Origin of the sequence: Rhodococcus sp. Leaf278 (genome assembly GCF_001426085.1) — a bacterium.
Lineage (GTDB): Bacteria > Actinomycetota > Actinomycetes > Mycobacteriales > Mycobacteriaceae > Rhodococcoides.
The window spans coordinates 193,140-205,803 of record NZ_LMRR01000034.1 but is presented as its reverse complement, the minus strand read 5'-3'; the positions used below and the strand labels follow the sequence as shown (position 1 = coordinate 205,803).

The window sequence follows — 12,664 nt, the reverse complement described above, 5'->3', positions numbered from 1 at the left end:
CGAATCAGGAATCGAACGCGTCGAGTAGTTCCTGGGCGGCCAACGCGGCCGTCAGAGAACCGTCGCGCACCCGGGCCTCGACGTCGCCGCGGATGGCTTTGACGGATGGATTCTGCGCCAGTCGGCGAAGCAGTTGGTCGTTGACCATCGTCCACGTCCAATCGACCTGCTGCTTTCGACGCTTCTCTGCGAATTCGCCCGCGTCACTGAGCACTTGCTGGTGGCGCAGCACAGTATCCCAGTACTCGTCGAGTCCGGTGCCCTCGACGGCACTCATCGTCAACACCGGAGGCTTCCAGATGGCGTCGTGCGGATAGATGAGCCGTAGGGCACCCGCCAACTCCCGCGCGGCGTTCTTCGCGTCGGTCGCGTGCTTGCCGTCGGCCTTGTTGACAGCCACCAGATCGGCCAGTTCGAGAACACCCTTCTTGATGCCCTGCAACTGATCTCCGGTTCGTGCAAGCGTCAGGAACGTGAAGCAGTCGACCATGTTCGCGACCGTCACCTCCGACTGTCCGACGCCCACCGTCTCGACCAGGATGACGTCGAAACCGGCTGCTTCGAGCAAGACGATGGTCTCCCGGGTCGCACGCGCCACTCCGCCCAGAGTCCCCGATGTCGGAGACGGCCGAATGTAGGCGTTCTCCTGTACCGCCAACCGCGACATTCTGGTCTTGTCGCCCAGGATTGAACCACCGGTACGCGTCGACGACGGATCGACCGCAAGCACCGCGACTCGGTGTCCCTTCTCGATCAACCGCATCCCCAGCGCGTCGATGAAGGTCGACTTGCCGACGCCCGGCACTCCGGTGATGCCGACCCGGTGCGAACCACCCGCATCGGGCAGCACCCGCAAGAGCAATTGCTGCGCTAGATCTCGATGATCCGATCGAGTCGATTCGACGAGCGTGATGGCGCGCGCCAGGCCGGATCGTTCATTGGCTCGGACCGATTCCGCGACCGCGTCGATGTCTATGGTGCGGCCCCTACTCGAGTAATTCGTGTTGTCGTTCGGAGAAGCCATGTTCAGGCGTTGGCCTCGCGGGGTGCATGTCCGAGCGCAACCGACAGCTTCTCCACCAGCCCGATTGCAGCGTCGGCGATGACGGTACCCGGCGGGAAGATGGCAGCGGCACCGGCCGCATAGAGCTCGTCGAAGTCTCCGGGCGGGATGACGCCACCGACGACGATCATGATGTCCGCACGGCCGACGTCGGCCAGTGCCTGGCGCAGTGCCGGGACCAGCGTCAGATGCCCGGCTGCCAGAGACGACACACCGACAACGTGCACGTCGTTGTCGGCGGCCTGGCGGGCCACCTCTTCCGGCGTCTGGAACAGAGGGCCGACATCGACGTCGAAGCCGATGTCCGCGAACGCCGTTGCGATGACCTTCTGGCCACGGTCGTGCCCGTCCTGCCCCATCTTGCACACCAGGACGCGAGGCCGACGGCCTTCGTCCTCGGCGAACTGCTCGACCAGCGCGGTGGCGCGGGTGATGTTCTCGGATTTACCTGCTTCGTCGCGGTACACACCACTGATTGTCCGGATTTCCGCCTGATGGCGCCCGTAGACCTTTTCGAGCGCGTCGGAGATTTCGCCGACGGTGGCCATCTTGCGTGCAGCGTCGATGGCGAGAGCGAGCAGGTTGTTCTCCATTCCCGGCTGGTCCGAGGCCGCGGCTCGGGTCAGATTTTCCAGCGCGGCCTCGACATCGGCCGTGTTGCGCTCAGCCCGCAGTCGCTTGAGTTTCTCGATCTGCTCTCGGCGGACCTTCGAGTTCTCGACCTTGAGCACCTCGATGGTGTCGGGCTCGTCGGGCACGTACTTGTTGACGCCCACCAGGGGCTGACGACCGGAATCGATGCGCGCCTGGGTTCGAGCGGCTGCCTCCTCGATGCGCAGCTTGGGAATTCCCTCACCGATGGCCTGAGCCATTCCGCCCGCTTCCTCGACCTCGGCGATGTGCGCCCGGGCCCGATTCGCGAGCTGATGGGTGAGCCACTCGACGTAATGCGAACCGCCCCACGGATCGATCGGCCGAACGGTGTTGGATTCCTGAGCGATGAGCAGCTGGGTGTTGCGCGCGATACGAGCCGAGAAGTCCGTCGGCAGTGCCAGTGCTTCGTCCAGCGCATTGGTGTGCAGAGACTGGGTGTGCCCCTGGGTGGCGGCCATGGCTTCGACGCAGGTACGCGAGACGTTGTTGAACACGTCCTGGGCGGTCAACGACCAACCCGATGTCTGCGAATGAGTGCGCAGCGAACGGGATTTGGCGCTCTTGGGCTCGAATTGCTGGACGAGCTCGGCCCACAGCAGGCGGCCGGCGCGGAGCTTGGCGACCTCCATGAAGAAGTTCATTCCGATGGCCCAGAAGAACGACAGTCGCGGTGCGAACGTATCGATGTCCATGCCCGCGTCGAGACCGGCGCGGATGTACTCGACACCGTCCGCGAGGGTGTAGGCCAGTTCGAGATCGGCTGTGGCACCGGCTTCTTGGATGTGGTAGCCGGAGATGGAGATCGAGTTGTACTTCGGCATCTTCTCGCTGGTGTACGCGAAGATGTCCGAGATGATGCGCATCGACGGCTTCGGCGGATAGATGTAGGTGTTGCGCACCATGAACTCTTTGAGAATGTCGTTCTGGATGGTGCCGGCGAGTTTCTCCGGTCCGACGCCCTGCTCCTCCGCGGCGGCGACGTACAGCGCCAGGATCGGCAGCACCGCACCGTTCATCGTCATCGACACCGAGACGCTACCGAGGTCGATACCGTCGAACAGCTGACGCATGTCGTAGATGGAATCGATTGCCACACCGGCCATTCCGACGTCACCCTGCACTCGCGGATGATCGGAGTCGTACCCGCGGTGGGTGGCCAGGTCGAACGCCACCGACAGGCCCTTCTGGCCGGCCGCGAGGTTGCGGCGGTAGAAGGCGTTGGACTCGGCCGCGGTGGAGAATCCGGCGTACTGACGAATGGTCCACGGTTGGTTGACGTACATCGTGGGATACGGCCCGCGGAGGAACGGCGGGGCACCCGGATAGCTGTGCAGCGGATAGCCCTCGGCCTCCGCGGCGTCACGATCCGCCTCGGTGAACACCGGCTTGACGTCGATGCCCTCGGGGGTGGACCACACCACCTGCTCCGGGGTGTAGAAATTTGCCTTCGCGCCCTGCTCCACATGAGCGGTGACGTCCTCGGCCGACGGCGGCGATGGCGTCGGCTCGTCGGGATCGACCAGGGGCACGTCGGCGAAACTGCCGATGGTGTGCGAGATGCGGTTCTCGTCGGTCGTCACTTCGAGGCTCCCAGGGTGTCGAGAAGTTCGGTCAGCACCGCGATGGCATCGACCTTCGCGGTCAGGAATCCGTCCGGGCGCGACGCGCCGTCGATGCCGGCGAAGATCTTCTCGGGTCCGGCGAGCAGAACCCGAGAAACACCAGCGGCACGTGCTGCATCCACGGCTGTGGGGGCCTCGTCGGCGTATCGCTTGTCGGTACCGCACACCACGGCAACGGAGGCCTGGAAGGACTCGACCGCCGCGGCGATTCCGTCCACGGTCAGTGGACCTGGATTGACGGCCTCGATTCCGCCCGAGGCCATCATGTTCGATGCGAACGTCGTTCGGACGTTGTGTTCGGCGACGCTTCCCAGCGGTATCAGGAGCACGGTGGGCCGCGAATCACGCTCGGCCAGAAATGCATCCGACCGATCCCGGAGCGCCTCGAAAGCTCGGCCGTACCGGTGTACCGCCGCCGAGCCCTGCTGTGCGGTCTGCTCGGGACTCAGTGGAGCCTCGGCCAGGTTGGGAAATTCGTTGACTCCGGTCAGTGGGGTGAGCCGGTGGGCGATGTCGGAATCGCGCTCTGCGCGGGTCTTCTCGATCGCCGCCACGAGAGAACCGTCGTCGACGGCGGCGCGGAATCCACCCGACGCTTCGATGGTCTGGAAGAACTCCCACGCCTTCGCGGCGAGCGCGGCCGTCAGCTCCTCGATGTACCAGGACCCGGAACCCGGATCCAGCACCCGCCCCAGATGGGCTTCTTCGAGCAGCAGCAATTGGGTGTTTCTGGCGATGCGGGCCGCGAACGTCTTCGACACTCCCGCTGCGCCGCCGTGTAGCGCAGCGTCGAACGGCAGTACCGTCACCGAATCCGCGCCGCCCACCCCGGCACCGAACGACGCGAGAGTGGTGCGCAGCATGTTCACCCACGGATCTCGTTGCGACATCATCGCTTCCGAGGTCACCGCGTGCTGTGGAGCATCACCGGCGTCCGGGGCTCCACACACCTGCGCCACGCGCGCCCACAGTGTGCGCGCGGCCCGGAACTTGGCGATGGTCTGAAACTGATCGTCGGTGGCGGCCGATCGGAATTCGATCTGGCGCAGAGCATCCGAGATGCCGACGCCCGCGTTCGTCATGGAGCGGACGTACTCGAGTCCTGCGGCGATCGACGCACCGAGTTCCTGCGCGTCGCCGGCTCCGAGATTGTGGAAGACGGTGCCGTCGACGGTGATCGTACGAACCGTCTCGGCGCGGCCGATCGATTCGTGGACCAGCTCGAGCGCCTCGGCGAGCTCGATCGACTCGGTTCCGCTCAACTGTGCGGTCAAGGTGGACACTCCGAGTCGGACATCGACTGCGGCGCGATCGTCGATGTCCGCCGAGTCGAGCAACGAGAACACGGCCGCTGCCGCTGCGGCTGCATCGCTGCCGGCGTCGATCGTCAGCGGTGCGAGCTCGAGAAACACCCCACCGAGAGCCTCCGCAAGTGCGGCGGGGTCGACTCCGCGACGGCCGACCGTCAACCACAGAGCGCTGGTGCCGTTGGACAGCGAGTCGAGAATCTGGGTGTTGAGAACGGACGGGTCACCGTCGGCAGCGTCACGGGCAGTCGAGCCGTGCCGAGTGCACACCTTCCAACCTGCATTGACGTCGCGATGGGGATCACGACCCCGTACGTACGGAAACTGCCCCGGTAGAGGACCTTCCGGTCGCTCGTCGAACGCGGTGTACAACGGGGTAACTGTGATCCCGTCGTAGGTCGTGGAATCGAGAAGATGTTCGGGATCGTCGGGCAGATCGGCCACCTCGATCCTGCGGGACTTTGCCAGCACTCCGGCCACTGACTTCTGCCAGGCCGCATGAGCACTGCGTGCGGCATCTTCGTGCGACGCGATGGACACGTGTGCTGCTCCCTCGGTTCGGCGGGCAGTTCTACACCCGACTTGAAGTGATGCTAACCCCACTTCCTTGCAGGTTATCGTGAGGATCACCTCACGTTCGGTCGTACCGCCCGGTCGTCGAACTCCGAGATAGCAAAGGTGTCACCCTGCGCCGGTACGCTGGCCTCTCGTGACCCGGCACCTGCGCGACCTACGACTGATCGCGCTGCTGGCGGTGATCGTCGTCTTCGCCCTCGTGGCCGTGTTCGCTCCTCATCCGAGTGTCGAGCAGATTCGGCAGTGGGGAACAGCCGTAGGGCCTGCGTTTCCGTTGGCCTTCTTCGCCGTGCACGCGATCGTGACCATTGCGCCGGTTCCGAGAACCCTGTTCACACTCAGTGCCGGAGTTCTGTTCGGACCGTTGACCGGTCTGGCCGTCACAATCGGAGCATCGACGGTCAGCGCGATCTTGGCTCTGTTGCTGGTCCGCGCGATCGGCCGCGAGGCCGTGGCAGCTCGAATGTCACACTCTGCCCTGGACCCGATCGACGACAGCCTTCGCCGAAGAGGCTGGCTGGCCGTCGGCTCCCTGCGTTTGATTGCGCCGGTGCCGTTCTCGTTGGTGAACTACGCCTGCGGTGTGTCGGCGGTGCGTCTCGTGCCGTTCGCCGTGGCGACCGCGATCGGCATGCTGCCGGGCACTCTCGGGATCGTCGTGATCGGCGGTGCCATCGGAGGTCAGACACATCCGGTGCTGCTGGTGCTCTCGGCGGTCTGCATCGCAATCGGACTGAGCGGGCTGGTGGTGGACTGGCGGCTCTCGCGCGGCTCGAAGTCCGAGCCGGTGCCTGCCTGTAGTCGGCAGGGCGAGAACCTTGACTCCGGTGAATCAAGCCTTGAAGCTTGACTAGCTTGAATCAACGACCTAGCCTTGTCCAATGTTCGTTCTGACCGTGGATCAACGTAGAAGCAGACGCGATATCGATCGGGTGCCCGAACTGCTCGAACGCTATCGCGACCACGGGCTGATCCGTTCCTTCGAGCGCACCGCAGGAGACGAAGTCCAAGCCGTGTGCGAGGACGCCGCCACCGTCGTCTCCATTGCGCTCGAACTGGTATCAACGCCGCGGTGGAGCGTAGGAATCGGCATCGGTTCCGTCGAGCTTCCGCTACCGGAAACCACGCGAGCCGGGCGTGGCCCGGCTTTCGAGGCAGCTCGAGACGCTGTGACCAGGGCCAAGGGTAGTCCCGCCGCGCTTGCGGTCTCCGGTCCCGAGCCCACTGCCGCCGAAGATGCCGAGACGGCGTTCACCCTTGTCGCCCTGCTGATCGGCCGTCGCTCGGACCACGGCCGCGAAGCGGTTGCACTCATGACGGGCGGATTGTCGCAGACCGACGCGGCAGAGCGGTTGAAGATCAGCAAACAGGCCATGTCACAACGGCTCTCCGTCGCCGGCTGGCATGTGGAGAACGCCGGCCGTATCCTCGCCGCGCGATTGCTCGACACAGCGAACAGAACAGGAAGTCAAGGGACATGACCGTCGTCACCCTCGTTCTACTGGCACTGGCTGCACTCGCCGCCGTCGTCCCTGCCGGTAACGGCGTCCGTCGGTGGCTGCCCACCGCGGCTGCATCGGCTCTGCTTGCAGTGGCCGCAGTCCTGGCATCCGTCGCCGGTCCGGCCCTCGGTTTCGGCCATGCAGTCGGAATCGTCCTGAGCGTCGTTGCCGCGGCCGTTGGCGGAACTGCCATGGTGCCGACCGTATTCAGAGTTGCCCGCCGCAGCAGCGACTCGACCGGCGATGATCCGGTCGAGCCGCTGCGTGGTGGACTGACCATCGGCGTCCTCGAACGCGTCGCCGTGGCCGTGTCGATCCTCGCCGGGTGGCCCGAAGGGATCGCCATCGTGCTGGCCGTCAAGGGCCTCGCGCGCTATCCCGAGCTGCGCGAATCCCATGCCTCCGAACAGTTCATCATCGGCACTTTCGCCAGCGTCCTGTGGGCACTGGCCGCTGCCGGAGTTGGAACTGCCCTGGGGAGCTGATCGACTGCGGACGTCAGCGTTGCTCCGGCTCGGCTTCCGGTGATGCAGACAAGGCACCGATGTCGATCCCCTTGGACAGCTCCGGAGAGGCAGCCAGCGACGTGTCGACCGGCTTGCGGGCGACGGCCTCCGCTGCTTTGACAGCCTCGGCGACCGCCGGATCGGTCTTGGTCTCGAACCATTCGGCAACCTCGTCCGAGTCGTCCTCGGGCTTGGGCTCGTTGCCCGCCGACTCGTTCGGCTCGTATCGGAACACGCCGTCCTCGCCGGGCGCACCGAGTGTCTTCGCGAAGCCCTTCAGAGCATCGCCGAAATCGCTCGGGATCATCCACACCTTGTTGGCGTCGCCCTGCGCCATCTGCGGCAGAGTCTGCATGTACTGGTAAGCCAGCAGTTCCGGCGTCGGCTTGCCCGCCTTGATGGCACCGAACACCTTCTCGATTGCCTTGGCCTGGCCCTGCGCTTCGAGGTACTTCGCAGCACGGTCGCCCTGCGCCCGCAGGATGCGGGATTGCCGCTCGCCCTCGGCGGTGAGAATGGCCGCTTGCTTGCCGCCCTCGGCTGCGAGAATCCGGCTCTGCTTGTCGCCCTCGGCCGTCTTGATCGCCGATTCACGGTGGCCTTCGGCGGTGAGAATGGTTGCGCGCTTCTCGCGGTCCGCCTTCATCTGCTTCTCCATCGACTCCTGGATCGAGGGCGGCGGATCGATACTCTTGAGCTCCACTCGGGCGACTCGCAGTCCCCAACGACCGGTTGCCTCGTCCAGCACGACGCGGAGCTGACCGTTGATGGAATCACGCGAGGTGAGCGTCTCTTCCAGCGTCATTCCGCCCACGACGTTACGCAGCGTGGTGGTCGTCAACTGCTCGACGCCGACGATGTAGTTGTTGATCTCGTACACGGCCGATTGCGGATTGGTCACCTGGAAGTAGACGACGGTGTCGATGGACACCGTCAGGTTGTCCTTGGTGATGACCGGCTGCGGGGGAAACGACACCACCCGCTCGCGCAGGTCGACCTTGGCACGAATGCGATCGACGAAGGGTACGAGAAACGTGAGCTGACCGGACACGGTGCGCGTGTAGCGGCCGAGCCGCTCGATCACGGCTGCCTCGGCTTGCGGGACGATCGAGATGGACTTGGCCATCAACACCGCGACGAACACGACGATGACGGCCAGTGCGATGAGTGCTTCCACTGGCTACGGTCCCTTCCATACGACGGCGGTGGCGCCGTCTATCTGCATCACGGTCACGGTGGTACCGGGGGCATAGACCTCGGTCTCGTCCAGTGGACGAGCGGTCCACACCTCACCACCGAGCTTGATCTGGCCTTCGTAGGCAGTGACCTGCTCGAGCACCACGGCACTCTTGCCGGGGAGTGCTGCCATGCCCATCGGGGTATCGGGCGGATTCGCGAAGCGCCGCAACAGAATCGGTCGCAATCCGAGTACCAGCGCCAGCGATAGGACACCGAAGACGATCGCGTCGGCCCAGACCGGGAAATCCGTCAGAGCAGACACACCGGCCGTACCGAGGGCACCGCCGGCAATCATCAGGAGAAAGAAGTCACCCGTCAGTGCCTCGGCACCAGCGAGTACCACTGCCGCTATGAGCCAAATGATCGCTGCCACAGCCTCCATCCAAGCACGAATCGGACAATTGCCGGTGCGTTGCTGGACACAGCCTTACTCGGTCACGAAGTCCACCAATTGCTCGACAGCGCCGATCAACGGTGCCTCGAGATCCCGAAAGCTCGATACCGACGAATACACCCGACGCCACCCCTCCCGCGGACTACCCCATCCCAGCTCTCTACAGATACCGGTCTTCCAGTCCTCACCCCGCGGAATCCTCGGCCACGCAGCGATACCCACGGCGGCCGGCTTGACCGCCTCCCAGACGTCGATGTACGGATGACCCGTCACCAGCACGTGCTCGCCCAGCGACGTCGTCAATTTCGACTCCTTCGAGCCGGTCACCAGATGGTCCACCAGAACGCCGACGCGACGCCCGGGACCCGGACCGAAATCGGCCAACCGCTCCCCCAGATTGTCCAGGCCCTCGAGATGCTCGACGACCACTCCCTCCACTCGAAGATCGTGTCCCCACACACTTTCCACGAGGGCCGCGTCGTGCACCCCCTCGACCCAGATCCGGCTCGCGCGGGCCGTCCGTGCCCGCAGCCCCGAGACTTTGGTGGACCCGGAGGCGGATCGCGTCTGCTGCGGTGTCGCAGCAGCGGGCCTCGGACGCACCAGGGTCACCCGACGGCCGTCGATCAGGAACGCCGCTTCTCGCAGAGCGAACAGACGCGTGGTGCGGGCACCGTCTTCCAGTCGCACGAAGTCTCCGTCGTAGGTGCGCTCGAATCCGACCACCGCACCGCAGTAGCCGGTTCCGGCGTCCTCGACGACCAGTCCACGCTCTGCCGGAACCTCCGGCGCCGGAACTTTTCGCATCCGACTGTGTCCTTTGAGAATGTCTCCGCCGTACATGTCGTTCACGGCGGTCAACGCTAGCGACACCGGCGTCCCGAGCACGGTTCGCCACGCCGACCTATGCTCGTGAGTCGTGTGTTCTTCGAGTGCGAGTCTCGCCCTGTGGGCCAGTTCCTGGCTGGCCGGTGCCAGCTCACCGGACGACGTCATCGACGCCATGTCCGAGTGGGCCCCGATGCATCTGGTGGGTGCGGGCGATGCGGGTGCGGCCGAGACCTTCGGACTGCAGCAATCCGGTTACGCCGAGGGAATTGCAGGCATGTTGCAGGCGATCAGGGTGGCAGCCGGAACGGAGGCACGGTCGGCGATCGGCGACGACCGAGTACGACTCGTACTCCCCGCTCCCGGTGCCGTCCACGGGTTGCCCGCGAACACCGACTTCTCGCGAGCCGCACTGAACACCGGGCAGGCGGTGATGGTCGGCACGTCCGGCAGCCTCGGAATCGGGTTGGTGCCCGTTGTCGAGGGGCCGGATGTGCTGCGCTGGACCGTGTACTCGATTCCCGTCCCCGAGCACGGTTATCGCGATCAAGGCCTGGGCGAGGCGGAATACGAGATGCGAGAGGCCGTCCGGGGTGCAGCGGACGCGCTGGCACAGATGCAGTCGCTCCCTACTCGAACCCTCGAATCCGATCCGCGTACCCGAATCGCGTCGCTCATCGCCGACGCGGCCCGGCATCGCTACCCGGCCGAGATGTCCGAGCGGGCGTTTCGGGTACTCGAATCTACAGACAGGGTGGCCGCAATCCTGACCGTGGCAGCCGAGTCCGCCCCGTCGGAAGCCCCCACCGCGTCGGCAGCCGCGGCGCGTGAGGAATTACTCAGACCGCTGTGGGCTGCGGTGCGAACCGCGCGCACGATCGCCGTCGCGACGAGCATCGAAGCGGCCATGCACTCCGCCTGATGCACTCCGCTCGATGCCCGTCGTGTGGCACTACCGAGTAGCGGCTCCGGCGGGACGAGTGGGCCGGGTCGGCTGCTCGCAGCATCCGACGGCGCAGCGATTTCCGTCCAGCGTCGAACCGTAGCCCGGCACCCGTCCGAGCCCGCGACAGTCGGCACCGAGCCGGTACTCGTCGACGAGTTCACGAATCATTTTCGGAAAGCGCGCGTCAGAACCGGGAGTTCCGGCGCGGGCGAAGGCGATCCCGAGTTCGCGAGCCTTCTCCTCGGCCTCGGTGTCGAGATCCCACACGACCTCGAGATGGTCGGATACGAATCCGATCGGACACACGATCACCGACTCGACCGACCGAGCCGAGAGCGCTTCGAGGTGGTCGCAGATGTCGGGGTCCAGCCACGGAACCTGCGGCGGTCCCGAACGCGACTGCCACACCAGGTCGTAGTCCTCGATACCGGACGCGGCCGCAACGAGCCTCGAGGCCTCGGCTACCTGGCGGCTGTAGAGGTTCCCACCATCCTCGGGCGGGCCTGCGTTGGCGTCGGCGGCAGAGGGAATGGAGTGCGCGGTGAACACCAGCCGCGCACCCGATCGATGCTGCTCGGGCAGTGAAGCTCGGGCAGCAGCGACGGCATCGGTGAAAGCGTCGACCATGAGCGGGTGGTCGTAGTACTGCCGGATCTTGAGCAGGTGCGGGGCGTCGTCCCCCACCGACGCACGGGCCCTGGCGATGTCCTCGTGGTACTGCCTGCATCCGGAATATCCGCCCCACGCGGAGGTCGGGAACACCAGGGCGTTGCCGATGCCGTCCGCCTTCATCGTGGCAACGGTGTCCTCGATCATCGGATGCCAGTTGCGGTTTCCGAAGTAGATCGGCAGATCGATTCCAGCCGAATCGAATTCGGCCTGCAATGCCGCGATGATGTCGCGATTGAGCTCGTTGATCGGTGACACGCCACCGAAGTGCATGTAGTGCTCGACGACTGCGTCGAGGCGTTCGGGCGGCACACCGCGTCCGCGAGTGACGTTCTCGAGGAACGGGCGAACGTCGTCGGGCTTCTCCGGTCCGCCGAACGAGAGCACCAACAGTGCGTCGAAATCTCCAGGGGTGGTCATGAACCCATTGTGCCCCTGCCGCAGTGGGACACCGGCAGGGGCACAAATCGACCGTCGAAACCTTCGGTGAGCGAGCCCACGTCGGGTCTCGCTCACCGAAGGGTCACATGTTTTCGGGCAGGTACGTGTTGTGGCTCGCTCCACCGTCGACGTACACGATCGACCCGGTGGTTCCGGGCAGCCAATCCGACAGCAAGGCGACGATCGACTTCGCGACGACTGTCGGATCGTTGACGTCCCACCCGATGGGAGCCGCACCGTCCCAGTACACGTTCAGCTGGTCCATCTTGGCCGCATCGCCGGTCGCGGTACCCGCAATCGCCTTCGCGGCAAGAGTCCTGATCGGTCCTGCGGCAACGAGATTGGAGCGGATGCGCTTGGCTGCGCCCACTTCCCGTGCCACGTAACGGTTCACCGATTCCAGGGCGGCCTTGGCCACACCCATCCAGTTGTAGTACGGCATCGAAGTGCGGGGATCGAAGTCCATTCCGACGATCGAGCCGCCCTCGTTCATGACCGGGAGTACGGCGCGCGCGAGCGACGCGTAACTCCACGCGGAGATCTCGAATGCCCTCGCAGCATCGGGGCCGGGGCCTTCGAGGAACGGCTTGGCATCCGGTCCCATCAGGGTGCGGGGTGCGAACGCGATGGAGTGCAGAACTCCGTCGATTCCCTCGGGGGCCACTTCGCGCACCCGATCCGCCAACGCGGCGAGGTGCTCTTCGTTGGTGGCGTCGAGCTCGATTGCCGGGGGCACCTCCTTGGGGAGGCGTTGCGCGATCCGGTCGATGAGCCGGAGCCGATCGAAGCCGGTGATGATCACCTTGGCACCCTGCTCCTGCGCCATGGCTGCGGCGTGAAACGCGATCGACGCGTCGGTGATGATGCCGGTGATGAGAATGGTCTTGCCTTCGAGCAATCCGCCCATAGTGCTGTAT

General features: G+C 65.2%; 12 protein-coding genes. 4 read left to right on the top strand and 8 right to left on the bottom strand.

Annotation, left to right across the window (positions count from 1 at the left end):
- Positions 1 to 4: 4 nt before the first annotated feature.
- The 3 genes from meaB to mutA are packed head-to-tail and all read right to left on the bottom strand — an operon-like array spanning position 5 to position 5,186.
- On the bottom strand, positions 5 to 1,024 hold the full coding sequence (meaB, locus tag ASG84_RS19970; protein ID WP_057478716.1) for a methylmalonyl Co-A mutase-associated GTPase MeaB: 1,020 nt from the start codon (positions 1,022 to 1,024) through the stop codon (positions 5 to 7).
- 2 nt (positions 1,025 to 1,026) lie between these two features.
- Positions 1,027 to 3,297 (bottom strand): methylmalonyl-CoA mutase, encoded by a 2,271-nt coding sequence (gene scpA, locus ASG84_RS19965; protein ID WP_057478715.1) that lies wholly within the window; start codon positions 3,295 to 3,297, stop codon positions 1,027 to 1,029.
- Positions 3,294 to 5,186, bottom strand: coding sequence for a methylmalonyl-CoA mutase small subunit (mutA, locus tag ASG84_RS19960; RefSeq protein WP_057478714.1), 1,893 nt, complete (start codon positions 5,184 to 5,186; stop codon positions 3,294 to 3,296). Before mutA ends, scpA begins: the two co-directional genes overlap by 4 nt.
- A 169-nt stretch (positions 5,187 to 5,355) precedes the next feature.
- Here mutA and ASG84_RS19955 point away from each other — a divergent pair, with 169 nt between their 5' ends.
- The 3 genes from ASG84_RS19955 to ASG84_RS19945 are packed head-to-tail and all read left to right on the top strand — an operon-like array spanning position 5,356 to position 7,209.
- A complete protein-coding gene (locus ASG84_RS19955; RefSeq protein ID WP_057478713.1) occupies positions 5,356 to 6,072 on the top strand; it encodes a TVP38/TMEM64 family protein in 717 nt (238 codons plus the stop codon).
- 31 nt (positions 6,073 to 6,103) lie between these two features.
- Positions 6,104 to 6,703, top strand: a complete 600-nt coding sequence (locus ASG84_RS19950; protein WP_057478712.1) for a hypothetical protein — start codon at positions 6,104 to 6,106, stop codon at positions 6,701 to 6,703.
- On the top strand, positions 6,700 to 7,209 hold the full coding sequence (locus ASG84_RS19945) for a hypothetical protein (protein WP_057478711.1): 510 nt from the start codon (positions 6,700 to 6,702) through the stop codon (positions 7,207 to 7,209). Before ASG84_RS19950 ends, ASG84_RS19945 begins: the two co-directional genes overlap by 4 nt.
- A 13-nt stretch (positions 7,210 to 7,222) precedes the next feature.
- On the opposite strand, the gene ASG84_RS19940 is transcribed toward ASG84_RS19945, so the two are convergent.
- The 3 genes from ASG84_RS19940 to ASG84_RS19930 are packed head-to-tail and all read right to left on the bottom strand — an operon-like array spanning position 7,223 to position 9,706.
- Positions 7,223 to 8,407, bottom strand: a complete 1,185-nt coding sequence (locus tag ASG84_RS19940; protein ID WP_057478710.1) for an SPFH domain-containing protein — start codon at positions 8,405 to 8,407, stop codon at positions 7,223 to 7,225.
- 3 nt (positions 8,408 to 8,410) lie between these two features.
- Positions 8,411 to 8,842, bottom strand: coding sequence for an NfeD family protein (locus tag ASG84_RS19935; protein WP_057478808.1), 432 nt, complete (start codon positions 8,840 to 8,842; stop codon positions 8,411 to 8,413).
- A gap of 54 nt (positions 8,843 to 8,896) precedes the next feature.
- Positions 8,897 to 9,706, bottom strand: coding sequence for a DUF3097 domain-containing protein (locus ASG84_RS19930; RefSeq protein ID WP_057478807.1), 810 nt, complete (start codon positions 9,704 to 9,706; stop codon positions 8,897 to 8,899).
- A 76-nt stretch (positions 9,707 to 9,782) separates the two neighbouring features.
- Between ASG84_RS19930 and ASG84_RS19925 the strand changes: the two genes are divergently transcribed.
- Positions 9,783 to 10,613 (top strand): hypothetical protein, encoded by an 831-nt coding sequence (locus tag ASG84_RS19925; protein WP_200936634.1) that lies wholly within the window; start codon positions 9,783 to 9,785, stop codon positions 10,611 to 10,613.
- A gap of 30 nt (positions 10,614 to 10,643) precedes the next feature.
- Here the strand turns inward: ASG84_RS19925 and ASG84_RS19920 are convergent, their stop codons facing one another.
- Positions 10,644 to 11,726: a ferrochelatase gene (locus ASG84_RS19920; protein ID WP_057478708.1), complete on the bottom strand. Its 1,083-nt coding sequence runs from the start codon at positions 11,724 to 11,726 to the stop codon at positions 10,644 to 10,646.
- Between the two features lie 103 nt (positions 11,727 to 11,829).
- The gene (gene inhA / locus ASG84_RS19915) at positions 11,830 to 12,654 is read right to left on the bottom strand and encodes an NADH-dependent enoyl-ACP reductase InhA (protein ID WP_057478707.1); all 825 of its coding nucleotides are present in this window, start codon (positions 12,652 to 12,654) and stop codon (positions 11,830 to 11,832) included.
- Positions 12,655 to 12,664 lie beyond the last annotated feature (10 nt).